Below are 25,102 nucleotides of genomic sequence, written 5' to 3' on the forward strand. Positions count from 1 at the left end.
ATCAGCCGGCTGTCGACGGCGGGCACGGCCTCGGGCGCGGGCTCCTGCGGGGTGGCGCCGCCGCCGGGAAGGGGGCCCTCGGGCTCCTGGGAGTCCACACCGAGATCTTCCATCTGCTGCTGCGTGGCCGGGCGTTCGAGAACGCGACGATGTCCCTCTGGGAGGCGTGGACGGCCCCCCTGGAGCGGGACCTGGCCGAACACCCCGACACCGCGGACCTGCTGGCGCACCACATGCCGCAGCCGACGGGGTCCTCGGCCGCCGCGAAGACGAAGACCGCGCAGGAATGGCTCGCCCTGCTGGCCCGCGTCGGCCTGCTGGAGCGGTTCACGGGCGGGCCGGGACCGGGCACCACCGAGTCGGCGCGGTGCGCGGACGCGTGGCTGACGCGCTTCCTGGACCGGTACGCGGGCATGCGGCAGCCCGTCGCCGGCCTGGAGCCGGTGCTGGCGGCGATCGCGGCGCGGCTGCGCGAGGCGGGCGAGACGCGTGAACCGCTGCTCGGGCTGAAGACCCGGTCGCTCGGAGGCGACTTCGCGAACGTGGGCGTCGACCTCGCGCTGCACGCGCTGATGCGGCAGGCCGGCATGCCGTTCGGCGAACCGGGCGCCGACCGGCGGGTCTTCGCCCTCCAGTGGCTTCAGCGGGAGGGCGGCGCCGGCGTCGAGACGGTGCTCGCCGACCCCGCCTTCCGGGCGCCGATACGCGCCGAGCTGACCGGCGCGGTGCGGGGCAGCCTCGGCTACACGATCACCCGCCACAGCCTCACACCGTTCCCGCAGGTCACCCGGCAGGTGGCCGCCCTCGCCCCGCTCAGGGACCTGATGGCCGAGCTCCTCGACGAGCGGTCCCGACGCGTGAAGGAGGGCGGCCCCGGCCTCCTCTTCGCGCTGCAGGACCTGCTGCTCCATGTGGAACCCTTCGTCGTCGCGGGCACACCGCATCCCTTCGACGCGTACGTGCGGGAGGCACTCGCCGTCGACCCGGCCACGCTGCTGGCCGACACCCTGCGCGCCCGCTGCCCCACCCTCGACCACGGCGACGAGGACACGGCGGCGGCCTGCGGCCTGCGGGAGGTGACCGCCGACCACGCGCGGCGATTGCTGCGGTCGACGGACCCCACCCTGCGCAACCGCCATGCGGACATGTTCGCCGTGGCACCGGCCGAGCGCAGCAGCAGATACCTCACCTACCACCCGGGCTCCGACTTCGCCCACGACCTGCTGCCCCAGGTCGAGACGTGGCTGCCGAAGACCTCCGCCGAGACCTGCCGGACCATGGCGCTGGGCGTCGTCCAGGGCGTCCTGTGGTGCGAGATGTGGCAGACGACGCTCCGTTCGTACGTCCCGCACACCACGGCCTGACGGGTCACGGCCCGGCGGCCTCCCCACCGGGCGCCGGCGCGGGCCGGGACGGCGACGTCGGCGCGGAGCCCGGGCGGGTCATGAAACCGCGCTCGGGCAGGGCGGGCAGGCCGTGGCGGTCGCGGGTGGTCTCGTCGAAGTCGTCGAGGAAACCGTGGAGCAGATCGGCGAGCCGGGTCAGCGAGTCGACGGTGAACAGGACCGGCTGGTAGCCGGCAACCTGGTACGGAAGCCGGGCCAGCTCGAAGAGGTCGAAGGGCAGCAGCTCGGCTCGGGCGAAGCGCCCCAGCTCGCCGGAGGACGACAACAGGGCCGCCCCGTACGCCCGGGGCCCGCGCGCGGTGAGGACGGCCCCGTATTCGAGGGTGAACCAGTACACGCGGCTGATCAGATCCAGGGCGTCGTCCGACTCCACCCGCGCCGCGGCCCGGCCCACGGTGCGGTACAGGTCGGCGAAGAACGGGTCGGACAGGTGGATGCCGTGCCCGAAGACGTCGTGCAGCACGTCCGGCTCCGGCGTGTAGAGCGGCATCGACGGATGCCGCACGTACTGGACGGCGTGGAAGTAGCCGTCCGCCATCGCGCCCAGGAAACGCTTGTTCGGCACGATCCCGCCCGCCAGGGTGAACCGGAAACCGGTCCTGGCCTCCAGCCCGTCCGAGACCGACTCGTGCTGCGGGACGCCGTCGGCGGGGATCGCGGCGGCCTCCCGGGCCCGCAGAACCTCCGGGCACGCCCACGCGTCCTGCGCCCCGCGCAGCGCACCGTACACGGCGCGCCAGGTGGCGTGTTCGCCCTCGGTGTAGCGCACCTCGGGCGACGGCTCGCCCACCCGGTGCCCCTCGGCCAGGGCGGCGATCCGGTTCCTGCGGCGGACGTAGTCCGGATCGGCGAAGCCCGGGTGGTCGTCGGCACGGCCGACCGTGGTCCCGTCCGGGTCCAGCGGGGTCAGTCTCATCCAGTCGATCATGACGCCATCGTGGACCGGCCGCGGCCGCACACCGCCGACCACACACCGCCCCCGCTCCCGGTCACCCGCACCAGCGATCCCGCCGCCCTCGGCCGGCTCTACACCTCCCCCTCCGGCGCGGCCCCGCTCCGCGGCGGGGCGGGGGAGCCCGCTGAACCCGTCACCGGGTCGCCGGAGTCCCACCCGCCCCCCGGTGACCCGGCTCAGTCGAAGAGGGCCACGACTCCGACCACCCAGACCGCGAGGAACGCGAGGACTCCCACCAGGCAGCCGCCGACGGCCAGCACACTGCCGACCGTCCACGGCTCGGAGGGCGCCTCCCTGTCCGCGTCCTCCAGGCCGTCCCAGTAAGAGGCGGGATTGTCCCAGTCGACCGGGTGCCCCAGCTCCTCGGCGCAGGCGGTCCGCACGGCGGCCAACTGCCGCTCCGCGAAGGGGGTGGCGGCCATCGACTCGGGGCCGCGCCAGGCCAGGGCCTTCATCCGCCACGCGGGAGATCCGTACCGCGCCTCGAAGGCGAGGGTCTCGTCGGCGTCGCGGTCCTCATCGAGATACATCCACCGACCCGCCTCGGCGGCATCGCCATAGAGCCGGTACACCTCGGCCAGACGCCGGCGGAGCGTCAGATCGTGCGGGAAGGACGAGACCAGACCGCGCAGACGCTGGCGCGCGACGGGAACCCGGCCGGCGGCCAGATCCGCGTCGACTCGGGCAAGGGTTTCTCTCACGGGCATGAGCACATGATCGGACAGCGCACCGATCCCCGTCGACCCGGTTGTCGCCCGGCACGTGCCTGCTCCCGAGGGCCCGCCGAAAACAGGGCACCCTCCCGTACGGGACAGCGCTTAGCATCGGGCGATGCCGACGATCGACACCCTCATACCGGAGCGCGGCCCGCACGACGCCGCCGCCCTGTCCGCCTACGACCCCGACGCCCTGGCCGGCTACGTGCTGGACGGCCGCAACGCCTGGTGGCGCCGCCGGACCTGTGTCGGGGCACTCGCCGGCCGGGTCCCCGAAGCACGGGTCGCCGCCCTGCTCGACCGGATCAAGGACGACGAGGAGACCGGCGAGATCCGCATCGCCCTCCTCGACCTCCTCTCCGACCGGACCGAGCTCCTGCCCTGGCTGCGCCACGAGGACCGGAGCGCCGACCCCTCGTACGGCATGCCCGACGTGGTCCTGAAGGCAAGGGGACTGCTCGGTGACCGGACGGCCGCGCCCGAGCTGGCCACGCTCGCCTTCTCGCTCTGGCGGCACCGGCAACAGCTCGGCGAGGCCGGTCTCGAGGCCCTGGTCGAGCGGTACGGGGCCGACGCCGTCGTGGCCGACCTCGGCGACGACCGGCCCGAGGACCGCGCGTTCGCGGCGTGGATGCGGTACCGGGAGGACGGGGACGTCACCCCGTACCTCGCCGACCCCGACCGGAGGGTCGCCCACGCGGCCCACGAACTCGCCGTGGATCCCGACCGGCTCCGCGCGTACGTCGACGAGGCGCCGACGACCGAGGCGGCGGTCTGGGCCGTCTGCGCGCTGCACCGGATCACCGAGGACTCCGAGGAGACCCGCGGGCTCGACGAGCGCCTCGGCAGCCCGCGCGTCGAGGTGGACGGCCTCGACGAGGAGCTGCGCCGCGCCATCGTCCACGAGTACGCGCCCGGCTGCGAGCGGCCGAGCGACCCCCGGTGGCGCCTGGAAGCCCTGTGCACCGAGCCGCCCGCCCGCCCCGACCCGGTCGCACAGCCGGCCCGGGCGGCGGCCGTCCTGGCCGCGGCCGGCCTCGCGCCGAAGCCGCCGGTCTCCTGCGGGGAGCACCACCAGCAGGGCGACGGCACCTACCACGTGATCGAGTGCGACGGCGAGGACGTCCTCGTGAGCACCCTCGGCCGCTTCGTCATGAGCCACGACGACGACCACCCGGCCCGGCTCCCGCTCCAGGAGGCCGGCTTCCGCTGGATCGAGCGGGAGACCGCGGACACGGAGGTCACCGATCTGTGGGTCTACTACTTCGGCCATCGCGGTCCCCGCGACGTCGACACACTGCTCTTCTACTGGCAGGACTGACCGCGGAGGGCGGGACGGCGAAGGCGCCCCGCCCCCGCGCCCCGGACCCGCCTCTTTCAGCCGCCCTCGCGGCCCCCGACCCGGCGCGCCCCCTCGGGGAGGCGCGCCGTCGTCGTCGCCTCGCGGGGCGGCCCGCGGCTCGGAACCGAAGCCTCCGCCGAAGCGGAAGCGGAACCTTCGCAGGGGCTCTGACCTGCTGGAGCGTGACACCTCACGCCGTGTCCGCAGTGATCACCCGTTTCTCCTCAACTTCCGTTGTGGCGACAGATGTTCGCGGGTAGAGTCCCCGTTCGTCGGGCACGGACAGGCGCTTTCAAGCTTCCTTGGGGCGGACAAGTCGATGCAGTGCGAGACCCATCACACGACCCCGGACCTCATCGAGGCATTCACCCAAGCCGCGCTTCGCCACCCGGAGCGGGCGGCCCTCGTCCACGAAGGGCGCGTCACGACGTACGGCCGGCTGTACGAGCTCGTGCACGGCCTCGCCGGGCGGCTCGGGCCCCGGCCCGGAGCCGTCGCCGTGCCGGCGACGCACACCCCCGACACCGTGGTCGCCCTGCTCGGCGTGTTGGCGGCCGGCGGCGTCTACTGTCCCGTCGACCCGGCCTTTCCGCCGGCGCGGCGGAAGGACATGGCGTCCGCCGCCGAGTGCCGCACCGCCCTCGCCACCGAGGCCGTGCCCGACCCCGGCCTCGGCTTACCCGTCATCGGCCTCGGCCGGGAGGAGGCGGAGACCGCGGGGACGGCGGAGACCGCGGGGACGGCAGGGGTCGCGGGGACGGAGGGGGCCGGTGGCCTCGTCGGGACGACGAGTCCCGAAGCCGCCGCGTACATCCTCTTCACCTCCGGTTCCACCGGCCGGCCGAAGCCGGTGGTCACCCCGCGCCGGGCCATAGCGGCCACCGTACGCTCGCTCCGTGATCTCTTCGCCCTCACCGAAGAGGACCGGGTGCTCCAGTTCGCCTCGCTCAACTGGGACACCTCTCTGGAGGAGATCCTCCCCACGCTGACCGCGGGCGCCACCCTGGTGTTCGACCGCGAGGCGTTCTCGGGCTCCTTCCCGCGCTTCCTGCGCATGGTCGAGCGCGAACGCGTCAGCGTCCTCGACCTCCCCACGGCCTTCTGGCACGAACTCGTCCTCCACCTCGCCGAGGAGGGGACGCCCCTCCCCGGCTGCGTCCGGCTGTTGGTGATCGGCGGGGAGGCCGTCAGCCCCGCCCGGATGGCCGACTGGAGCCGCCTCGACACCTCGCACATCCGACTGCTCAACACCTACGGGTGCACCGAGACCACCCTGATCACCCACGCCGTCGATCTGCACGGCCCCGGCGCACCGCCCCCGGCCCGGGGCTGGGACCGGGACAGCGGCGTCAAGGCCCCGATCGGCCGGGCCCTGCCCCACGTCGTCGAGGAGATCGGCGACCGGGGCGAGCTGCTGATCGGCGGCCCGGCGGTGTCCCTTGGCTACCTGGGCATGCCCGCCGCCACCGAGGCGGCCTACGTGGGCGAGGGCGGCCAGCGCCGGTTCCGCACCGGCGACCGGGTCCGCAGGACGCCCGACGGTCTCCTCGTCCACGAGGGCCGGCTGAACGACGAGATCAAGATCCGTGGCATCCGCGTCGACCCGGCCGAGGTGGAGGCCCACCTCGTCGTCCACCCCGCGGTGCACGCGGCGGCCGTCACCGCCACCACCACCCTCGGCCGCGCCGCACTGGTCGCCTATGTGGTGCCCCGGCCGCACACCGAGACGCGGAACCTCGACACCGATCTGCGGTCCCATCTGCGCGAGCGGGTGCCCGCCCACCTCGTGCCGAACCGGATCACCGTCGTCCCGCAGCTCGTGATGACCACGAGCGGCAAGGTCGACAGGAAAGCCTCCCACCGGCGCTACGCCACCGACACGCACCGTGAACAGGTCAAAGGAGACCGTTGATGAGCGTTGACACCACCGCCTCCGCCGCCGGGAGCCCGCCCGCAGGCCCGGGCGCCCCCACCGGCTCCCCAGCCGGTGCCGACACCGAGGGCGTGGTGGCGATGTTCCGGCGCGTCCTGGAGATCGAGGACGTCTCGGCGGACTCCGACTTCTTCCTCCTCGGCGGCGACTCCCTGGTCGCCACCCGCGTGCTCAGCGCCGTCGCCCGCTCCTACGGGGTGGAGCTGACCTTCGAGGACTTCCTCGACGCCCCGACCCCCGAACGGCTCGCCGAGAAGATCGCGGCCGCCCGGTGACCGCCCACGACGGACCCGCCCACGACAGATCCGCCCACGCCGGATCCGCCCACGACAGATCCGCCGGCGGCTCCCGGCGTTCCCGAGGCGTCACCAGCGCCGTGGTGATCGGAGCCGGATTCGCCGGACTGACGGCCGCGACCGAACTGGCCGCCGCCGGGGTCGACGTGACTGTACTGGAGGCACGCGACCACGTCGGTGGCCGGGCCCGTGGAATCCAGGTCGCTCCCGAGGCGTGGGTGGACGCGGGGGCCGCCTACCTGGGGGACCGACACAGCGAACTCCACGCCCTGCTCGCCGACTTGGACCTGAAGACGACACCCACCACCATGCGGGGCGCCAGCCGCTTCGCCCTGGGGAGCGACGCGACCACCCGGGACGGGCGGTTTCCCCCGCTCAACGCGGTGGCCCTCGGGGACCTCTTCGAAAAGCTCGACGAACTCACCGCGACCGTACGCCCCGACGCGCCGTGGCTCACCCCCGGCGCCGAGGAACTGGACGCGCTGACCGCCGAGGCGTGGGCCGAGCGGCACCTCACCCATCCGGACGCGCGGCTCTTCTTCCCGCTCTTCCTGGGCGAGATGATGGCGGCCGACCCGGCCAGGGTGTCCCTCCTGCACGTCGCCTTCTATCTGCGGTCGGGCGGTGGTCTGCGCTATCTGAACGCCTTCGAGGGCGGCGCCCAGCAGGACCGGATCGACGGAGGCGCCCACCAGGTGTGCGAGCGGCTGGCCGCCCGGCTGGGAGCGAGGGTGCGACTCGGCGAGCCGGTCCGCGCCGTGGACCAGGACGACGACGGGGTCACGGTCCACGGCGCGAGCGGGGAACACCGCGCCGACGTCGCGGTGATGGCCCTGCCGCCGCTGCTCGCCGACGCCGTCGCGTACCGGCCCGGGCTCCCGGCGCGCCGGGCGAGCGACCGCACCGCCCGGGGGTGCGCGGTCAAGGTGCACCTCGTGTATCCGGCACCGGTGTGGCGGGACCACGGACTGTCGGGGTGGTCGGTGAACGCCGAGGGACCCCTGCTGTCCACCGTGGACGACTCGCCCGCCGGAGCCGGAGTCGGCGTCCTCACCGGCTTCGTCACCGGCGACGAGGCCCATCGCTTCGCGGCGCTCGATCCGGGGGAGCAGCGCGCGTCGGCGGTCGGGCAGGCGGCCCGGCTGTTCCCGATGCTGCCCGAACCCGTGGGCTTCCACGTCACGGACTGGGTCAACGAGCCGTACAGCAAGGGGTGTTACGCGTCCCTCTTCGGCCCCGGCGACTGGGTGCGGCACGGCCCGACGCTGACGGAACCGCACCTGCGCGTGCACTGGGCCGGCACGGAGACCAGCACCGCGTTCTTCGGACTGCTCGAAGGGGCGATCCGCTCCGGCCGCCGGGTGGCGGCGGAGGTCCTCGCCCGCCCGTAGAGCCACGGCCCGGACCCGGGCCGGCCCCACCCGTACCGCCCGGCCCCACCCGTACAGCCCGGCCCATCCCGTACCGCCGGAACCCGCCCGGCCCGACCCGTACCGCCGGAACCCGCCCCGCCCGACCCGTACCACCGGGCCCGTACCCACCGTTCCCGCCCCTCGGGGCGCGTCCCCGACGCGCCCCGGCACGGGACGTCCCGCGTGCCCCACGACCGCACGGACGCGGCACCCGAACCACACGTTCGTCCGAGTACAGCGCAGCCTTCGACCCGTCGCCGGGCCCCGGTCCCACGAGGAATCCGGCCCGGCGACGCCCAACGGGAGACATCATGAGCGACCACACGTCCATCGCCCCCCTCGAAGCCAGACAGCGGCTGATGACCGAACCCACGCTCGGTGCCGGCAACTTCCTCGACCACGCCATCGCCGTCAACCCGAACCGCGCCGTCCCCTACGCCTACACGCACCGCGTCGACCACCGCGGCGCCGTCGAACTGCGCGGCCACAGCCTGCTCGACCTCGCGGCCCTGCGCGACCACTACGCGAAGTGGTACCGGGCCAACGGTGTCCGGCCCGGCGACCCGGTCGGCGTGGTCGTCGGCGAGGGCATGGAACCCCTGCTCCACTTCCTCGCGCTCTCCGCGCTGGGAGCCGTACCGGCCCTCATCAACGACGCCATGCGACACGAGGTGATGGTGCGCTACCTCCACCACGTGGGCGTCGTCGGAGTGGTCGCGGACGACCCCACCCGACTGGCCGCCGCCTACCGCGAGACGCCCCACCGCCGCCCCCGCTTCATCGCGATGGCCGCCGAGATCCACGCCTTCGACGCCGAAGCCGTCGAACTCCCCGAGGTCTATCCCTACCGGCACGAGGCCGACGACGTGGTCGCCCTCATCCACTCCTCCGGCACCACCGGCACACCGAAGTCCACCAAGCTGGCGCACCGCCAGTTCTGGGAGGGCAAGCAGCCGCGCATGGTCCGCTTCCCCGCGGAGCCGTACGACCGGCTGATGTCGCTCATGCCGCACACCCACGCCGGCGGCCTCAGCTACTTCCTCACCGCCACCCTGCTCGGCCTGCCGACCGTGGTCATGTCCGACTGGCGGCGCACGGTCGTCGAGCCGGTGATGGAGGCGTTCCAGCCCACCATGGTGGCCTCCTTCCCGCGCACCTTCGTGGAACTGGCCACCGGCGAACTCCCCGTCAAGGGCGCCGCGAAGGTGCACTCCTGGTTCAACACCGGCGACAGCGCCCACTACGGGCACATCCGCCGCCTGGTGCGCCTCGGCGAGCGGCCCGCCGGCCTGATCAGGCCCTGGCTGCTGCCCCGGGAGAAGGAGGAGCAGCCCGCCCTGCCCGGCTCGCAGTTCGTCGACGGACTGGGCTCGTCCGAGATGGGCATGGCCCTGTTCGGGCAGATGACGACGCCGGAGACCGAGCGCGACGACCGCTGCGTCGGCAAGCCCCTGGAGGTCGTGGAGAAGGCCGCCGTGCTCGACGCCGACGGCGAGGAGGTCCCCGACGGCACGGTGGGGATGCTCGGCGTGAAAACGCCCTCCCGCACCCCCGGCTACTGGAACGACGACCGGCTCACCGGCACCTTCGAACTGAACGGCTACTGGCTCACCGGCGACGTGGCCCGACGCGACGCCGAGGGCCGCTTCTACCACCTCGACCGCACGGTGGACGTCATCGACACCGCGCACGGACCGGCGTACAGCCTGCCGATCGAGGAGGTCCTGCTCGCCGACTGCGACACGCTCGTACAGGACTGCTCGGTGGTCGGCGTGCCCGCCGGACCGGGGCAGGCCCAACTCCCCATAGCAGTCCTCCGGTTGCAGGCCGAGGCCGCCGACAGCACCGCCGAGGAGGTCCGGGAGGCCGCCAACAAGGCCCTGACCACCGCCGGGCTGACCCCGCTGGCGGCCGTGAGCATCACCCGCACGCCGGAGGACTTCCCGCTCGGCCCCACCGGCAAGGTGCTCAAGCGCGAGCTCCGGACCCGGTTCGCCACCCTCCTGTCCGGCCGCTAGACCAGGGACGCCCGATGACGATCCGGCAGCCGTACCCGTACGCGCGGACCCTGCTGACCGAGCCGGACTGGCGCCGGCTGCCGGGCTGGCGCCATGTCACGGAACGCGAATGGCGCGACGCCCAGTGGCAGCGGGCCCACTGCGTGAAGAACCCGCGCCAGCTCAAGGCCGTCCTCGGCCCCCTGCTCACCGACCGGTTCCTGAGCGATCTCGCCGCCGACCGGGCCCAGTTCGCCACCATGGCGTTGCTGCTCACCCCGCAGATGCTCAACACCATGGCGCCCCGGGCCGCCCTGGAGGCGGAGGCGTTCACCGAGGCGTTCCTCGCCGACCCGGTCCGCCGGTACATGCTGCCGGTGCGCTCGGACCGGCACCCCCGGTGGCCGAGCCACCCGAAGGCGGGACGGGACTCGCTGCACGAGGCCGACATGTGGGTGGTGGAGGGGCTCACCCACCGCTACCCGAACAAGGTCCTGGCCGAGCTGGTCGCCACCTGCCCGCAGTACTGCGGCCACTGCACCAGGATGGACCTGGTCGGCACCTCCACCCCCCAGATCACCAAAGCCAGGCTCGCGCTCCGCCCCCGGGACCGGCAGGAGCAGATGCTCGACTACCTCAAGCGCACGCCGACCGTGCGCGACGTGGTGGTGTCCGGCGGAGACGTCGCCAACGTCCCCTGGCCCCAGTTGGAGGCGTTCCTCCTGCGACTGCTGGACCTGGGCTCCGTACGCGACATCCGCCTGGCGAGCAAGGCCGTGGTGGGCCTGCCCCAGCACTGGCTCAAGCCCGAGGTGGTCGAGGGCGTGCGCCGGGTCGCGGCGGTCGCCGCGCGGCGGGCGGTCAACCTCGCGGTGCACACCCACGCCAACCACGCGCAGTCCGTCACCCCCCTGGTCGCCGAGGCGGCCCGGGCCCTCCTCGACGCGGGCGTCCGCGACGTCCGCAACCAGGGGGTGCTCATGCGCGGGGTCAACGCCACCCCCGAGGACCTGCTCGACCTGTGCTTCGCCCTCCAGGGCGAGGCGAACATCCTCCCGTACTACTTCTACCTCTGCGACCTGATCCCCCACGCCGAACACTGGCGGACCCCGCTCCACGAGGCCCAGTGGCTCCAGGAGGCGATCATGGGATACCTCCCCGGCTACGCCACCCCGCGGATCGTCTGCGACGTCCCGCACGTCGGCAAACGCTGGGTGCACCAGGCCGTCGCCTACGACCGCGAGCGCGGCATCTCGTACTGGACGAAGAACTACCGCACCGAGCTCGAGGTCCGGCAGTCGCCCGACGAGGACCCGGAGGCCGCTCTGGCCCGGCGCCACCCGTACTACGACCCGGTGGACACCCTCCCCGCCGCCGGCCGCCGCTGGTGGGCGGAGCGAGCCCCGGCCCCGGACCCCCTCCCCACCGCACCCGAGGACACCCCGTGAACCCCTCCGCCCGAGGACACTCCATGGACCCCACCCCGACCCGCCCCGCCACCGGCCCGCTGCGCCGCATGTGCTGGATCTTCCCCGACCGGGAGTCCACCCGGTCGACCGCGAGCTGGCACGCCATGTTCTGGGACCTCTACGCGGAGGTCGCCGAGGAGCTCGGCATGAGCTGGACCCGCCACTCACCCGACGCGGTGACGGTGGACGGCACGACACCCGGCCGCCCCCGCGTCTACGTGGACGACGAACCGGTCACGCCCGAGGACACCCTCTTCATCACCGCCCTCTACTCGCTGCCCTACCAGCAGATGGACGTCTTCAACCAGTACGCCCTGAGCGCGGTGCTCCAGGAAGCGGGCTTCTACCTGCCCTTCCCGCCCGCGATCTCCCTCATCGGCAACGACAAGACCGCCACCCTGCTCCACCTCGGCGGCTCACCCATCCCGCCGATCCCCACCGTCCGCGTCGGCACCGGGCGCGACGTGAGCCGGCACCTGTACGAGGTGGCCCTCGGGAACATGACCTACCCGGCCGTCGTCAAACCGGCCGGCTGGTGCGGCGGCGGCGGCATCAACCTGGCGCGGAGCGCGGGAGACATCCGTGGCCTGACCAGTCTCGCCCAGGGCGGGGACACCACCCTCGTGGTCCAGCCGTACCTCGGCGACGGCACGGTCGACTACCGGGTGTACGTGATCGACGGCTCGCCCCACACGGTCCTGAAGCGGACCCCGGAGCCCGGCTCGGCGGTCTCCAACGCCAGCCACGGCGGCCGACTGGAGTACGAGCCGGTGCCCGAGGAACTCGCCAAGGCCACCGCCTACTTCGCCGAACGCCTGCGCATCCCCTTCTTCTGTGTCGACTTCCTCCACGACGGGCAGCGGTTCTGGTTCTCCGAGCTGGAGCCCGACGGCGTCATCCCCGCAGTCCCCGGCGATCCGCACCGGACGGTCCAACGGGACATCACCCGCGCCCGGTTCACCGCCTACCGGGACGCCCACGCCCGGCACGTCGCCGCCGCCGGCGACCGGGCGCCCCTGCACATCTCCCCGACGGAAACGAGTTGACCACGATGTTCTCGCTCACCCCGGAGGCGGCCGAGCCGCGACTGCCGGTCGCCCGCAGGACACTGGAGCACCTGCGGCAGGTGCCGGAACTGGCGCCCCGCTACCGCGACCACCCGGGCGTCCGCACCCTCGGCGACATCGCCGCGCTCCCGCCGCTGCTCAAGGACGACCTCAACGTCGCCCTGGCCCACCTCGGGCCGCGCGCCGAGCACGGCGCCACCTGGCTCTTCCAGAGCGGCGGCAGCACCGGCGCGCCCAAACTGGGCCACGCGCCCACCGGCTTCTACATGGCCGGCGTGCACGCCCACTGGCAGCCGCTCGACCGGGACGACGTCTTCGTCAACGCCTGGGGTGCCGGCCGCATGTGGGGCGCGCACTTCCTGGCCGCCGCCCTGGCCGACCTGTCCGGCTGCCAGGTGATCGCCCTGGGCTCGGTCACCAAGGACGAGTACGCCGAGTGGCTGGCCTTCTTCGCGGCGCGCGAGGTCACGGCGATCGGCGGCACACCGAGCGTGCTCAGGCTCTGGTTCGCCCACGCCCGCGCCGCCGGCGTGGAACTGCCCGCCCTGCGCAAGGTGCTCTGGCTCGGCGAGGCATGGCAGCCACAACTGGAGGAGGACATGGCGGCGGTCGCACCCGCGGCCCGGCGCTGGGGCATGTTCGGCAGCACCGAGACCTGGGTGGTCGGCACCAACACGCCCGACTGCCCGGCCGACACCTTCCACACCCTGCCCCACCAACTGGTCCACGTCGGCGAGGACCAGCTCCTGGACTTCACCACCCTCGACCCGGAGATGCTCAACCCCGTGCTGCGCTACCGCACCGGCGACGCGGGACGACTGGAGAACTGCCCCTGCGGCCGGCCCGGCCGGGCCATGCGCGTTCTCGGCCGCCGCGACAGCGTGGTCCAGGTCCGGGGCCTCGGCCTGCACATCGACGAGATGATCACGCGCGTCGAACGGGAACCGGGCGTCTCGCGCGCCCAGGTGGTGATCACCGAGACCGGCGGGCGCGCCGGCGCTGTCGAGGTGCTGTTGCTGACCGATCCGGGCGCGACGGTGGACGCCGAGCGGCTCCGCAAGGAACTCCTCGCCGAGACCTTCACCCTGAGCACCGCCTTCCAGCACGATCCGGAGAACTTCCGCGTGCTGCCCGTCACCGAGCTGATCAGCAACGACCGGACCGGCAAGACCGCCGGACTCGTGATGCGGGAGGAACGGTGAGACCCCGGCTTCCGGTGTCGCTGGGCCCCGAGTTCAACCGCTTCTGGATCGGCCAGTCGGTGAGCACGATCGGGGACCGCATCACCGTCTTCGTGGTCCCCACCGTCATGATCTTCCTCCTGGACGCGTCGGCCTTCCAGGTGGGCATCGTGGCCATGGCCCAGTACCTGGGCATCCCCCTCCTCGGCCCGCTCGCCGGCGTGCTGGTCGACCGGTGGGACAACCGCCGCACCCTGCTCGTCTGCGACCTCGCCCGCCTGGCCGCGGTGGCCGTCATTCCCCTGGCGTACTGGCAGGGGTGGCTCTCCACCCCGCTGCTGTTCGTCTGTGTCGCGGTGATCAGCGGCGCGACCATCTTCTTCACCATCGGCTACCTGGTCGCCGTGCCCGCCGTCGTGCCCAAGGACCACCTCGTCCGCGCCTACTCCCGCCTGGAAGGCACCCGCTCGGTCTCCGAGGTCTCCGGCCCCTCCCTGGCCGCCGGCCTCTACAGCGCGCTGGGCGTCGCCGCCCTGCTCGTCGACGCCGCCAGCTATCTGGTCTCCGCCCTGTCCATCCGGTCCATGCGGCCCTGGGGCGAGCGGACCGCCGCCGAGGGCTCGGTGTGGCAGCGCCTCACGGCGGGCTTCCGCCTCAACTGGTCCGACCCGGTGCTGCGCCGCGTCGTCGTGGCGGCCGTGACCCTCAACTGCGGCGGCCCCGTCTTCGTCACCGTCCTCCCGATCCTGGCCTATCAGGGACTCGGCGTCTCCGTCGGGGTCTTCGGCGCCGCCATGTCCGTGGCGGCCGTCGGCGCCCTCGTGGGCGCGGCCGTCGCACCGAAGGCCGGCGAACGGCTCGGGACCGGGCGGATGCTCGCCTGGGCGCTGCTGCTGCACTGCCTGGTGGGCCTCGGCATCCTGGCCGCGCCCGCCCTCCCGGCCGGCGTGGTGATCGCCGTGACCATGGGCCTGTACGGCTTCTTCATGTCCTGCATCAATGTGAGCAGCGCGCCCATCCGGCAGTCGCGGATGACCGCGCGGAACCAGGGCGTCATGCACGCGGCCTTCCGGACGGCCACCTGGGGTGTCATCCCGCTGGCCGCCCTGGCCGGCGGCGTGGCGGTCAGCCTGCTCACCGGCCCGCTGGGCGTGCTGGACGCGGCCCGGGTCACCATGGTCGGCGGGACGCTCCTCGCGGCCTGCTCCTTCCTGCCGGCGCTGCGGATCCAGCCCCTGCTGGACGGGGCGGAACGGCGGAGGGCGGCGGAGGCCGAGGCGGACGGCGGCGGCGCCGAACCGGCCCTGGCCGAGGGCGCCTCATGACCGCGCCACACGGGACACCGGGGGAGCGGCCGGAGCCCGCGCGGACACCCGCAGGAGACCAAGGGGCGGAAGGGGGGCGGCCGGTGGTGCTGATCACCGGAACCTCCTCCGGCATCGGACTGGCCACGGCGATCGCCACCGCACGGGCGGGCTACGCCACGGTCGCCACCCTGCGCGATCCCGCCCGGGCGGGGAGGCTCCGGGAGAGCGCGGACCGGGCCGGCGTCCGGCTGGACGTCCGCCGCCTGGATGTCACCGACCCCGCCTCCGTGGCCCGCTGCGTCGACGGCGTCCGGGAGACGTACGGACGACTGGACGCCGTGGTCAACAACGCAGGCATCTCCAACTTCGACCCGACCCTGGAGATGTCCACCACGGAAGCGCTGCGGGCGAACCTGGAGGTGAACTTCTTCGGCGTGGTCGAGGTGAGCCGGGCCGCGATGCCGCTGCTCCGCGCCGCCCGGGGCCGCCTCGTCACCATCGGCAGCGTCCACGGGATCGTCGGACAGCCCTTCAACGAGGCGTACTGCGCGGCCAAGTTCGCCGTCGAAGGGTTCCTGGAGAGCCTGGCGCCGGTCGCGGAGGCACACGGGGTGAAGGTGTCCGTCGTGGTCCCCGGCTTCGTCAGGGACACCTCCTTCGGGATCTTCCCCGACATCAACCGCAAGACCATCGAGGCCGCCTCCGGCCCCTACGCCGGCACCTTCGCCGACTACATCCACTGGCTCACCACCCAGGGATGGGAAGGCGCCGGACAGACCGCGTCCGAGGTGGCGGACGTCGTCGTGCGGACCCTGCGGGCCGAACGGCCGGGCTTCCGCGTCCCCACCAACGCCTGGGCGGCCGCCTACCTGGCGAACAAACTGACCGACCGCGACGGCTCCGCCGTACAGGAACGCGCACGCACCTGGATCGGTCTCCGGCAGGAATCCGACGACACAGAGCAGGAGAGGTAGTGCCCGCCAAATCCCTTCAGGACCTGGTCGACTTCGTCCGCACCCACTCGCCCTTCTACGCGGAGGCGTACCGGGACGTGCCCGGGACGGTCTCGCACCTCACCCAGCTTCCCGTCATCGACCACACCGCGTTCTGGGCGGCGAACACCTGGCCCGACAACCGCGTACTGACCGGACCGCTCACCGACGCCGGGGTCTACAGGACCGGTGGCACCACCGGCGTACCCAAGCTGTCGGTCTGGTCCCGTTCGGAACACGCCGACTCGGTCACCGCGTTCGGCGCCGGCATCGTGCGGGCCGGACTGAAACCGGGGCACCGGGTCGCCAACCTCTTCTGGGCCGGCGAACTGTACGGCGGGATGCTCTACATCGAACACGCCCTGCACGCCGCCCCCGTGGAGAACGTCCGGTTGCCGGTCGGCGCCGGCGCCCCCAACGAATCCGTCGCCGACCTGATCGGCGACTTCGGCGTGAACGTCCTCGCCGGGGTCCCCATGAAGCTGGCCGCCGTCGCGGAATGCCTCGTCCGGCGCGGCCAGAGCGCCGACTCGGTGGAACTGCTCCTCTTCGGCGGCGATCTGCTCTTCACCGACCTGCGGCCGATCCTCCAGCGGGCCTTCCCCAAGGCGGCGATCGCCTCGGTCGGCTACGCCTCCATCGACGCGGGACTCGTCGGACGGCCCGTCCCCGGCGACGACGTACGGGTGCACGAGGCGTTCCCGCACCGCACGGTCGTGGAACTGGTCGACGACGCCACCGGCGAGCCGATCACCACGCCCGGCGTGCCGGGCCGGGTCCTGGTCACCAATCTGTTCCGCACCCTGATGCCGGTCCTCAGGTTCCCGACGGGCGACCGCGCCGAGTGGGTCGACGCCGAGTGCCGCCGCTTCCGGCTCCTCGGCCGCTCCATGGAGGGCGGACGCGTCGGTACGGTGTCGATGCCCATCGAGGACGTCCGCGCGGTCCTCGTGGAGGCCGACCCCGACCGGTACATCGCCGGCATGCAGATGGTGCAGCGCCGCTGGGACGGCAAGGACGGCCTGATCCTGCGCCTGGGCTACGTCGAGGAGCCGCCGGCCGACCTGAGCGCCCGGCTCGTCGAGGCCGTCTACGCGGCCCGCCCCCTCTTCCCGGCGGAGGTCGCGGACGGCGCCATCCACGAGCTCGGCATCGAGTGGGTCCCGCGCTCCGAACTCACCACCAACCCGCGCACGGGCAAACTCCAGCAGGTCGTGGACGAGCGCCCGGCCACCTGACCGCACGGGCGGACGCGGCCTCGGACCGGCGTTCAGTCGCGCCGGGGCTGCGCCCTGCCGGCGAGCATCACGCTCTGCCCGCGGAATTCCGCGACCACCGTGCCGTCCACGCGCCGCACCGTCACGTCGTAGATCCCGGTGCGGCCCGAGCGCGTCCGTTCCACGGCCTCGGCGAGCAGCTCGTCGTCCACCGCGGCCGGCAGCAGGAAGGTGACCTGCGCGGACTGCGCCACGGTGACCGGCCCGTAGCCATTGCAGGCGTAGGCGAACGCCGCGTCGGCGAAGAGGAACAGGAACCCGCCATGGGCCATGCCATGGCCGTTGACCATGTCCTCGCCCACCCGCATGCGCATCAGCGCCCGGCCCGGGGTGACCTCCTCCAGGGTGATGCCCAGCATCCGGCACGTGCGGTCCCGCTCGTACAGTTCCGCGATCCCGTCCGGCGCGCCGTCCGGCACGGCGGTGTGCGTCCCCACGGCCTGGCCCCTTCCTCCCCCGCGACCGGACCGAAGGGGCCCGAGTCCTCGTCCTGCGCGTGCGCATTAGATCCACCCGGGCCGACACCTGTCAACGGCGGTGTGCCGGCCCTCAGCCCCTCCCCGCGGGCCGCCAGCGTTCGCCCGCGAAGCGGACGAGCGCGTCCTCCAACTCGGGTCCGACCGTCGCGTCCTCCGGGTCGCCGGTGGGGCAGTCGAGCGGCCACAGGGCCACCCAGCCCGAGCCGTTGACCCGGATCCGCGGCCCGGGGGTGGCCTCGGCGGTGAGCCGCAGGTGGAGCATGACGACACCGTCGTCGTTCGGGCCGAACGGCGGTTCGAACAGACGCGGTGCGACGTCCGCGATATCCCGCCACTCGAAGCGGATCCTGCGTCTGCCCGACGCGAACTCGATCCCGCCCCCGTCCACGCGTAACTCGGCGCGCCGCCAGGTGAGAGGTGGGATCAGCAGATCGAGGGCAGGGGGAAGCAGTACGAAGAAGCCCACGAGCTGCCATGCCTCGGGATCGTGCCAGTTGTCGTCCACGGTGATGAGGCCGGCCCACAGCAGGGCGAACGTCCACATCATCACGTAGAGCGCAGGCTCCCCCCTGGTGCGCCGCAGCCCCACGTAGCCGTGGATACGGACGGCCTCGGGGGTGCTGCTCGCGGCGGGCAGCGGGCGGATCGGCCAGGGCGCGCGGGTGGCGGCGCGCCGCCGGCGCGCCGGGGCGCCGCCGCGCTCGGGGACCGCGAGACCCGCCTGGATCTGGGCGTGCCGGAACTGGTAGACGCCGCCGACCTGGCGCAGCAGGCCCACCCGGCGCGCGTCCTCGAGGAACGCCATGGTCGACCACGGCAGCCTTCCCAGGCCCGCGAGCGTCACCTTCGCGAGCAGCCACTGCGTCCAGGGGCTGAGCGCCACGATCACCGCGGCCGCTCCCGCGCTCCCGGAGATCCAACTGCCGAGCAGTACGGTCCGGTCGGGGACGTGGACGATGGTCAGGGTACCGATGGCTCCGATCACGGGCGCGACGACGAGCACCATGAGGACGGTGCTGGCCCGCTCACCGTTCAGCAGGGCCCGCGGTCCGACGGCCTGTGCGGTGTCGGCCGGCGCGCCGAGGACCATCATGAGCAGCGGCGGAACGACGAAGCCGAGTGCCATGAACGGCTCGTCCCGGGCCAGGAGCAGGACGATGGGCGCCAGGAAGAGGAGAAGCCAGAAAAGCCCCGGGATACGGGAGCGGTGTCTGCCGAACAGGGCGAGCCGACGGGGGAGAGGCGCCTTCCACAACTGCGACAGCAGCAGGAGTATGCCTCCCATGATCCCGAACATCGTGGCGGCCCACGCTCCCAGGGCCACCTGGATGGTCCGGAACGGGTCGCCTCCGGTGATCCAGTCGTGGAACCACGAGGAGACCGTCATCAGCAGGATGTAGCCGGCCAGCAGCGCCGGCGCCTTGAGGAAGGTCGGTGCCTTCGCTCGGTGCAGCTCCCACCAGGCGAACTCCTTGGTCCTCGCCGCGGTGAGACGGGTGGCCAGGAAGACGAGGGCACGCTGCGCCTGCGCGTGCCCCCATTCGCGTACCGGATGCGGCTGGTGGGGCGAGGGCGGCCCGGAGGGGAAGGCCGCCGGAACGATGGAGTCCAGCAGGTGCCGTTCGATGGCCCCGACGTCGGGGAAGCGGGACGCGTCGGCGAGCTCGCCGGGGTCGGCGTCCGCGCGGGCGTACACCGTGCGGGCCAGCCACAGCATGAGCGGGGAGGAGAGGGCTCTGGCCGCCACGGATCCGGGCTGGTGGGTGATGTGGTCCAGGAGCACCTGCCAGCGCCCGGTGCGCCGGGGGTGCGCGGAGCCGCGCAGATACGCCGCCGCCTCGGCTCCCTCCACCGGCTGCGCCCTGATCACGGCCGCCGCCTGCAGCACGGCCTCCTCCTCGACGAGTTCGGCGTACTCCGCCGCGCGGGAGGTGAGGATGAGCGGCGCGCCGTCGGCGCCCGCCTTGTTGAGCCCGGCCAGCGCCGCGGACCGCAGCGGACGCGGGAGTTCGTCCAGGCCGTCGAGAACCGGAAGGACCCGCCGGTCGCGTACCAGGGCGCGGATCCGGGACCGGTCGAGATCCCTGCTCAGGCCGACGTACTCCTCGTGGATACGGCGCGCGAGCCAGACGTCGAAGTGCTCCCTGCCCGCGTCCCAGGAGGAGACCAGGAGCGGTACGGGGACGGGCCGCGTCACGTCGTGCAGGCTCAGCAACTCCAGCGTGAGCAGGATCGCCAGGGACGTCTTGCCCGTACCCGGACCGCCGATGATCACCAGGCGCCGGGCGGGCAGCGCCTGGAAGGCGGCGGCGAGTTCGGCGAGGCCCGCCGTGCTTCCGGCCACGTCCGCCCCGATGTGCTCACGGTGATCGGCGACCGTCCAGTCGGCCCGCCAGCCCACCGCGAGCCTGGCGCTCCCGGCCAGGCCGAGCGCCCCCGCCTCGTCCCGCCACTGGGCGAGCACCACACGCGCCAACTCGCCGGCGGCGCGGTCCTGCGAGGTCTGCGGCGCCGGCAGATGCAGGTGTACGGCACTGAAGTCCCGGCCCTGGATCACATACGTCGCGTTGCCCGAGAACACGTTGTGCACGTCGCCCCGTGCCTGCTCCGACATGGCCGCTCACCCCGTCCCTCTCCGCGGTCCGCGACAGCGCCGCGTCATGGCCGGTGGAAGGTGATCGGGCCGTCGAAATCCCGCCCCATGACGACGGTGTCCCGCCTGCCGCCCGTGACGCGGTTGTCGACATCGCCCGCACCGGTCCGTGCCGCGGCTTCCTCCGCGGTGCTCCGCCAGCCCGCCGGTTCCTCGCGGAACGTCTCCTCGGGCGCGCCACTGGCCGGCGTCGTGAGGAGCTCGGCCGTGATCGCTTCCATGAGTCCTCCGTCCCCCGTCCTCCCTCTCAAACGCCAGCCCCGTCAAGGGAGTTGGAACCGGCGCGGAGAGGTGTCACCTGAACGGTACCCGGTGGGTGCCCGTGGGTTCATCTGTCTTGTGAAGAGATGTTGTAGGGGGCGTTCAGGTGAAGCCGGCCGCGCTCCGCAACCTCGCTCGTGGGCGTTGCCGTCGTGTCCCACAGTGGTACGACGACCAAGGAGGCACTCGTGACCGGGTTTCAGGCTTTCACCACCGCCGGCGGCACCGTGGCGCTGCAGGACCTCGACCCCTACCGCTTCCCCGCCGCGTTCGTCGACGAGCACCCCGAGCGCACGCCGGCGTCCCGAGGCGCCGGCGAGTTCGACGACTACCTTCTGCCCGCGCCCGCCCCGGAGAGCCGTCTGTCCTCTCCTCTGGACCCGGCAGACCGCCGCCGTCTGGAGCTGCACTCCGTCCTCACGGCCGCGGGCATCGCACCCCTGCCGGGCGACCTGGACGCCATCGAGGCCCTGTGCGACCTGGACGACGCCACGCACGTGGCGCTGAGGCGGTGGATCACCCGAGGGATCTGACGCGGGGGCGACGCGCCCACGAGCCGGGGGACACCTCGGTGATCGGCCGGTCGTGACCGGCCGCCCCGGCTCGTCGCCCGCGCGCCACCCCGAGCACCGGCCCGGGTGGGGCCGCCGGCCCACCCGGACCCTGCCGGCCCCGCCGGCGGACGGCCCGTCCGGTCCTAGCGGTTCGGGCCGCGGAAGAGGGAGAGCGTCTTCGTCAGGGCCTTCAGCGGCGAGGACTCCGGCTCGGCCGCGGCCGGCGCGGGCCTCGGGACCGCCGGGGCGCCGCCCGTCGCCTCGGCGAGCGCGGCGACCGCCGACTCGGCCGCCTCGCGGTACAGGTCGCAGGATGCCGTCATTGCCTCGAGCGCCTTGGCGTACCTCGTGACCATGGCCCGCGCGTGGACGAGTTCCTCCTCCGGGGTGAGCAGGTGCCAGCCCTGGCGCAGCCGTGTCAGGGCTCGCTCGGCATCGGCCCGCATCGGTTGCGGCAGGGACGCGAACTCCACGATCTTCCCGAGGAGTTCGACCGGCTCCGTGCCGTCCAGGAAGACAGCCCGTACGGTGAAGCGCTCCGGCTCGTAGCCCGGGGGCTGCGGCGTCGGGGGCAGGACGACGGCGCCGCCGCGCGGCAGCCCGACGCCCAGCTCGCGCTTCAGCGCGAAGTCGGCGATCAGCGCCTGCTCCGGCGTGGCCCGGTGCTCGACCACCCGGTGCCGCAGGCTCGGAGGCAGGAACGCCGTGATCGGCCGCCGCCCCAGCGCGTCCGGCGTCATCGCCTCGTGCACCACGACATGGACGAACCAGCTCTGCCGGCTGCACTCCCGCAGCAGCCGCCGCAGCTCCCCGTCGTCCTTCGGCAGATGGTTCGTCGTCCGCAGACGCACGCCCGGCACCTTCTCGTGGTCCCACGCGACCTGGTCGCTGTCGGGCCAGAACACGGTCGCGGGGGAGGGCCAGCCCGCCTCCCACGCCCGCTCCGCCTCGGCGGCGAGCACCCACGTGACGCCCTCGCTCTCGCCGCGCCGCTGCTCCGCCTCGTACGTGGTCAGTTGGGCACGCACCGTGACACCGTCGGCCGGCCGCCAGCGGGCCTCGAAGAGACGGCGGGCGTTCGGGCCCGGGTCGGCGGACTCGTCCCGAGGGAACAGATCGGTCGAACGGGCCGCCTCGACCGGGTCGAGGTCCAGAAAGTCGTCGATCACCCCGGCGGCCTTCAGGGCGATCAGATTGCGGCGGACATCCCGCTCGGCGTCGGACCCGAGGTGACGCCCACTCCCGAGCCACGCGGTGTCGGGGACAGTGGTCGATGAAGGGTTTCTCTTGGCCATGGAACCGTCCAGTGGTGATCAGGGGTCCGACCAGTATGGTCCGCGGCCCGGGCGACCGGGTTCACCGGGCTCCACCCACCCCGTCGGACACGCTTTCGGGAGGACGCCCCCGGAGGTCTCCGGAACTCGGCCCCTTCACGGTGTCGTGACGGGGCCGCCGGCCCCGCCCTCGGTATACCGGTGGCACCACACGGGCCGCGCGACGCGAAGGAAGAACCACCATGACGCTTCAGCGGATGGACAACGTCGGCATCGTCGTCGAGGACCTGGACGCCGCCGTCGCCTTCTTCACCGAACTGGGCATGAGGCTCGAAGGCAGGGCGCGGATCGAGGGCACCTTCGCGGACCAGGCCGTCGGACTCGACGGAGTCCGCAGCGAGATCGCGATGATGCGGACCCCGGACGGCCACGGCAAGCTGGAACTGGCGCGGTACGACACCCCCGCGGCGCTCGGCACCGGGCCGCACCACCCGCCGCCGAACACGCTGGGCATGCACCGTGTGATGTTCGCCGTCGACGACCTCGACGACACCCTCGCCCGCCTCCGCCCGCACGGCGCCGAACTGCTCGGCGAGGTGGCGCGCTACAAGGACCTCTACCGCCTCTGCTACCTCCGCGGCCCCTCCGGCATCATCCTCGCCCTGGCGGAACGGATCGGCTCCTGAGGCGCGCCTCGCGGCGCGCCGTACCGCCACGCCGGCGGGACGGGCAGGCATTGGTTCGGTATGCCGGGGCACGCGGGTGTGCATGGGAATCCAGACGTCCGGCAGGACCACCACGGACAGCCGGTCGCCGGCGCGGCGGGACGCCCCCGCGCACCGGCGGACCGGAGGGCGGCACCGGCGCTCCGGGCGCCGCTCGGGCCGGTGGCATCGCCGGCTCGTGGCCTATCGGGAGATCGCGCTGCTGCCCTGCCCCCCTCCGGAGGGGAGGGGCGAGGCGTCCCTGCTCCTGGTACACGTGCGCAAGGTGGTCGGAAGGGTGACGTACCGCGCCTGTGACCGATGCGCCGAGGGGGTCATCACCGACGTGGTCCTCGACGAGCCCTACCACGGCACCGGGCTGGGCACCCGAGCGCTGTCGCATCTGCGCGCGCGGTACCCCGGCTTCACCTGGCGCACGACCCTCGACCGTCGCTTCACGCGTGACCTGCTGCGGCGGATGCGGGTCCCCATGGCGCGCGCCGGGGGGAACTGCACCCACGTGTGGTCCGCCGTCCCCGCCTCCGCTCCTGCCGGTGGCTGAGCGGGACGTGCGGGCCGTGAGCGGAGGCGGCGAGGTCGCGCACCGGATCGGCTCGGCCGGTGCGTGGTGCCGGCGGCAGGTCCAGGCCCGGTGGCAGTTTGTGTGCCGGGCGGTACGGGGCCCCGGCGAGGAGCGCGACGGGCTGCTGCTGCAGTGCAAGGGAGCCGCTGCCGCGGCGGTCGCCTGGTGCGTGGCGGCCTGGCTGCTGCCGCCGACGGTCAGGGCCTTCGCCCCGTTCACCGCGCTGCTGGCCCTGCAGTCCACGGTCTACCGGTCGCTGTGGGACTCCGTGCAGTACCTGGGTGCCATGGCACTGGGGACGGCGGGAGCGGCGGCCTTCGGCAGCACCGTCGGCGTCCACGTGTGGAGCGTGGGAGCACTCGCCTTCATCGCCCTGATAGGAGCACGCTCCCAGCTCCTGGGACGGCAGGGCGCCCAGGTCCCCGTGGTCGCCCTGTTCGCGTTCGCCGGCGGCGGCGGTGAAATCGACTACATCGGCCATCTCGTGGCGGCCGCGTCCATCGGCGTGTGCTGCGGACTCGTCGCTCATTTCGCCGTCGCGCCCTCCCCCCACACGGAGACGGCGCAGCACATGACCGCCGACCTCGCGGCGTACGCCCAGAGCCTCCTGCGCGCACTGGCCCGCACGGCGGAAGGGGAGACCGCCGAAGAGAACGCCCAGGAGGACTGGGCCCGCCGCAGCGAGGAGCTGGCCACCCGGGCGGTACGGGTCCGCGCCGCGGTGGACCGGGAGCAGGAGAACACCCGGCTCAACCCCCGCCGCCCCTGGAGCAGCGCCGGGGAACCGCTGCACCGCTGCCACGAGGCGATCAGCATGATCGAGCGCCTCGGCACCCACATCCGGTCCACCGCCCGGGCCCTGACCCACGCCCGCCGCGCTCCGGAGACGGGCAAGGTCCTCACCTCGTACGCGCGCATGCTCGACGGCGCCGCCGACGCCCTGGAGTGCCTCCGGCTGCCCCAAGGCCCGCAGGACGCCGACCGGCTGCGCGGTCACATCGAAGACGCCATGCACCGCTACCACGACGCGACCACGGCGGTACGCCAGGACCGCCTCGACACTCCGGGCGCATGGCCGGTCTACGGCACCGCCCTCACCGAGGCCGTCCGCATCCTCGAAGAGATCGAACACCTCGGCAACCGCACCTCCGAGCCCTGCCGGTCCGAGTGACGCCCCACCGCTCACGACCTCCCGCAGTCGCGGGCAAGGGTCCGCGACGAGCTGATCCCGCAGGCGCGCCTCC

General features: G+C 73.2%; 22 protein-coding genes. 16 read left to right on the forward strand and 6 right to left on the reverse strand.

Translation table 11 applies throughout. From position 1 onward, the window contains the following. Nucleotides 1-1,364 (forward strand): hypothetical protein (locus tag ABZ135_RS22735; protein ID WP_356698052.1); only part of this gene is annotated, 1,364 nt, incomplete at its 5' end. A gap of 4 nt (nucleotides 1,365-1,368) precedes the next feature. Here ABZ135_RS22735 and ABZ135_RS22740 read toward each other — a convergent pair. Next, complete coding sequence (locus ABZ135_RS22740; protein WP_356698053.1) at nucleotides 1,369-2,334, reverse strand: phenylalanine 4-monooxygenase; 966 nt, start codon at nucleotides 2,332-2,334, stop codon at nucleotides 1,369-1,371. Between the two features lie 203 nt (nucleotides 2,335-2,537). Next, the gene (locus tag ABZ135_RS22745; RefSeq protein ID WP_356698054.1) at nucleotides 2,538-3,068 is read right to left on the reverse strand and encodes a DUF6584 family protein; all 531 of its coding nucleotides are present in this window, start codon (nucleotides 3,066-3,068) and stop codon (nucleotides 2,538-2,540) included. 124 nt (nucleotides 3,069-3,192) lie between these two features. On the opposite strand from ABZ135_RS22745, the gene ABZ135_RS22750 reads away from it, so the two are divergent. From ABZ135_RS22750 to ABZ135_RS22800, 11 genes are all read left to right on the forward strand, one after another. Beyond that, on the forward strand, nucleotides 3,193-4,398 hold the full coding sequence (locus ABZ135_RS22750; protein ID WP_356698055.1) for a hypothetical protein: 1,206 nt from the start codon (nucleotides 3,193-3,195) through the stop codon (nucleotides 4,396-4,398). Nucleotides 4,399-4,738: 340 nt separating this feature from the next. Next, nucleotides 4,739-6,331, forward strand: coding sequence for an AMP-binding protein (locus ABZ135_RS22755; RefSeq protein WP_356698056.1), 1,593 nt, complete (start codon nucleotides 4,739-4,741; stop codon nucleotides 6,329-6,331). Further along, a complete protein-coding gene (locus tag ABZ135_RS22760; RefSeq protein WP_356698057.1) occupies nucleotides 6,331-6,627 on the forward strand; it encodes an acyl carrier protein in 297 nt (98 codons plus the stop codon). The genes ABZ135_RS22755 and ABZ135_RS22760 overlap by 1 nt, the downstream gene beginning before the upstream one ends. 101 nt (nucleotides 6,628-6,728) lie before the next feature. Then, nucleotides 6,729-8,039 (forward strand): FAD-dependent oxidoreductase, encoded by a 1,311-nt coding sequence (locus ABZ135_RS22765; protein ID WP_356698058.1) that lies wholly within the window; start codon nucleotides 6,729-6,731, stop codon nucleotides 8,037-8,039. Nucleotides 8,040-8,371: 332 nt separating this feature from the next. Continuing rightward, nucleotides 8,372-10,078: a class I adenylate-forming enzyme family protein gene (locus ABZ135_RS22770; protein WP_356698059.1), complete on the forward strand. Its 1,707-nt coding sequence runs from the start codon at nucleotides 8,372-8,374 to the stop codon at nucleotides 10,076-10,078. A 14-nt stretch (nucleotides 10,079-10,092) separates the two neighbouring features. Then, complete coding sequence (locus tag ABZ135_RS22775; protein ID WP_356698060.1) at nucleotides 10,093-11,505, forward strand: lysine 2,3-aminomutase; 1,413 nt, start codon at nucleotides 10,093-10,095, stop codon at nucleotides 11,503-11,505. Nucleotides 11,506-11,528: 23 nt separating this feature from the next. Continuing rightward, nucleotides 11,529-12,572, forward strand: coding sequence for a hypothetical protein (locus ABZ135_RS22780; RefSeq protein WP_356698061.1), 1,044 nt, complete (start codon nucleotides 11,529-11,531; stop codon nucleotides 12,570-12,572). A 5-nt stretch (nucleotides 12,573-12,577) separates the two neighbouring features. Then, on the forward strand, nucleotides 12,578-13,795 hold the full coding sequence (locus ABZ135_RS22785) for an AMP-binding protein (protein ID WP_356698136.1): 1,218 nt from the start codon (nucleotides 12,578-12,580) through the stop codon (nucleotides 13,793-13,795). Continuing rightward, nucleotides 13,792-15,099, forward strand: a complete 1,308-nt coding sequence (locus ABZ135_RS22790; RefSeq protein WP_356698062.1) for an MFS transporter — start codon at nucleotides 13,792-13,794, stop codon at nucleotides 15,097-15,099. Before ABZ135_RS22785 ends, ABZ135_RS22790 begins: the two co-directional genes overlap by 4 nt. 83 nt (nucleotides 15,100-15,182) lie before the next feature. Next, entirely contained in the window at nucleotides 15,183-16,055 is an 873-nt protein-coding gene (locus ABZ135_RS22795; RefSeq protein ID WP_356698063.1) for an SDR family oxidoreductase, read from the forward strand. Continuing rightward, nucleotides 16,055-17,311: an AMP-binding protein gene (locus ABZ135_RS22800; protein WP_356698064.1), complete on the forward strand. Its 1,257-nt coding sequence runs from the start codon at nucleotides 16,055-16,057 to the stop codon at nucleotides 17,309-17,311. The genes ABZ135_RS22795 and ABZ135_RS22800 overlap by 1 nt, the downstream gene beginning before the upstream one ends. 32 nt (nucleotides 17,312-17,343) lie before the next feature. On the opposite strand, the gene paaI is transcribed toward ABZ135_RS22800, so the two are convergent. The 3 genes from paaI to ABZ135_RS22815 form a co-directional block, all read right to left on the reverse strand. Beyond that, nucleotides 17,344-17,709, reverse strand: a complete 366-nt coding sequence (gene paaI, locus ABZ135_RS22805) for a hydroxyphenylacetyl-CoA thioesterase PaaI (protein ID WP_356698137.1) — start codon at nucleotides 17,707-17,709, stop codon at nucleotides 17,344-17,346. A 190-nt stretch (nucleotides 17,710-17,899) separates the two neighbouring features. Next, complete coding sequence (locus ABZ135_RS22810; RefSeq protein ID WP_356698065.1) at nucleotides 17,900-20,443, reverse strand: NACHT domain-containing protein; 2,544 nt, start codon at nucleotides 20,441-20,443, stop codon at nucleotides 17,900-17,902. Between the two features lie 44 nt (nucleotides 20,444-20,487). Further along, nucleotides 20,488-20,703 carry a hypothetical protein gene (locus ABZ135_RS22815; protein WP_356698066.1) on the reverse strand — a complete coding sequence of 72 codons (216 nt, stop codon included), beginning with the start codon at nucleotides 20,701-20,703 and terminating at the stop codon, nucleotides 20,488-20,490. Between the two features lie 228 nt (nucleotides 20,704-20,931). Here ABZ135_RS22815 and ABZ135_RS22820 point away from each other — a divergent pair, with 228 nt between their 5' ends. Then, a complete protein-coding gene (locus tag ABZ135_RS22820) occupies nucleotides 20,932-21,276 on the forward strand; it encodes a hypothetical protein (RefSeq protein ID WP_356698067.1) in 345 nt (114 codons plus the stop codon). A gap of 164 nt (nucleotides 21,277-21,440) precedes the next feature. Here the strand turns inward: ABZ135_RS22820 and ABZ135_RS22825 are convergent, their stop codons facing one another. After that, a complete protein-coding gene (locus tag ABZ135_RS22825) occupies nucleotides 21,441-22,592 on the reverse strand; it encodes a hypothetical protein (RefSeq protein ID WP_356698068.1) in 1,152 nt (383 codons plus the stop codon). A 221-nt stretch (nucleotides 22,593-22,813) separates the two neighbouring features. Here ABZ135_RS22825 and ABZ135_RS22830 point away from each other — a divergent pair, with 221 nt between their 5' ends. The 3 genes from ABZ135_RS22830 to ABZ135_RS22840 all read left to right on the forward strand — a co-directional run bounded on the left by ABZ135_RS22830 (nucleotide 22,814) and on the right by ABZ135_RS22840 (nucleotide 25,029). Continuing rightward, complete coding sequence (locus ABZ135_RS22830) at nucleotides 22,814-23,257, forward strand: VOC family protein (protein ID WP_356698069.1); 444 nt, start codon at nucleotides 22,814-22,816, stop codon at nucleotides 23,255-23,257. A gap of 316 nt (nucleotides 23,258-23,573) precedes the next feature. Continuing rightward, complete coding sequence (locus ABZ135_RS22835) at nucleotides 23,574-23,837, forward strand: N-acetyltransferase (RefSeq protein ID WP_356698070.1); 264 nt, start codon at nucleotides 23,574-23,576, stop codon at nucleotides 23,835-23,837. Further along, complete coding sequence (locus ABZ135_RS22840; RefSeq protein ID WP_356698071.1) at nucleotides 23,830-25,029, forward strand: aromatic acid exporter family protein; 1,200 nt, start codon at nucleotides 23,830-23,832, stop codon at nucleotides 25,027-25,029. Before ABZ135_RS22835 ends, ABZ135_RS22840 begins: the two co-directional genes overlap by 8 nt. Nucleotides 25,030-25,102: the final 73 nt, after the last annotated feature.

The sequence above is a fragment of the Streptomyces sp. NPDC006339 genome (genome assembly GCF_040612775.1).
Lineage (GTDB): Bacteria > Actinomycetota > Actinomycetes > Streptomycetales > Streptomycetaceae > Streptomyces.

Coding starts and splice junctions, on each gene's coding strand:
- ABZ135_RS22740 (WP_356698053.1), bottom strand. CDS start 2,334: ATGATCGACTGGATGAGACTGACCCCGCTGGACCCGGACGGGACCACG.
- ABZ135_RS22745 (WP_356698054.1), bottom strand. CDS start 3,068: ATGCCCGTGAGAGAAACCCTTGCCCGAGTCGACGCGGATCTGGCCGCC.
- ABZ135_RS22750 (WP_356698055.1), top strand. CDS start 3,193: ATGCCGACGATCGACACCCTCATACCGGAGCGCGGCCCGCACGACGCC.
- ABZ135_RS22755 (WP_356698056.1), top strand. CDS start 4,739: ATGCAGTGCGAGACCCATCACACGACCCCGGACCTCATCGAGGCATTC.
- ABZ135_RS22760 (WP_356698057.1), top strand. CDS start 6,331: ATGAGCGTTGACACCACCGCCTCCGCCGCCGGGAGCCCGCCCGCAGGC.
- ABZ135_RS22770 (WP_356698059.1), top strand. CDS start 8,372: ATGAGCGACCACACGTCCATCGCCCCCCTCGAAGCCAGACAGCGGCTG.
- ABZ135_RS22775 (WP_356698060.1), top strand. CDS start 10,093: ATGACGATCCGGCAGCCGTACCCGTACGCGCGGACCCTGCTGACCGAG.
- ABZ135_RS22780 (WP_356698061.1), top strand. CDS start 11,529: ATGGACCCCACCCCGACCCGCCCCGCCACCGGCCCGCTGCGCCGCATG.
- ABZ135_RS22785 (WP_356698136.1), top strand. CDS start 12,578: ATGTTCTCGCTCACCCCGGAGGCGGCCGAGCCGCGACTGCCGGTCGCC.
- paaI (WP_356698137.1), bottom strand. CDS start 17,709: ATGCTGGGCATCACCCTGGAGGAGGTCACCCCGGGCCGGGCGCTGATG.
- ABZ135_RS22810 (WP_356698065.1), bottom strand. CDS start 20,443: ATGTCGGAGCAGGCACGGGGCGACGTGCACAACGTGTTCTCGGGCAAC.
- ABZ135_RS22815 (WP_356698066.1), bottom strand. CDS start 20,703: ATGGAAGCGATCACGGCCGAGCTCCTCACGACGCCGGCCAGTGGCGCG.
- ABZ135_RS22825 (WP_356698068.1), bottom strand. CDS start 22,592: ATGGCCAAGAGAAACCCTTCATCGACCACTGTCCCCGACACCGCGTGG.
- ABZ135_RS22830 (WP_356698069.1), top strand. CDS start 22,814: ATGACGCTTCAGCGGATGGACAACGTCGGCATCGTCGTCGAGGACCTG.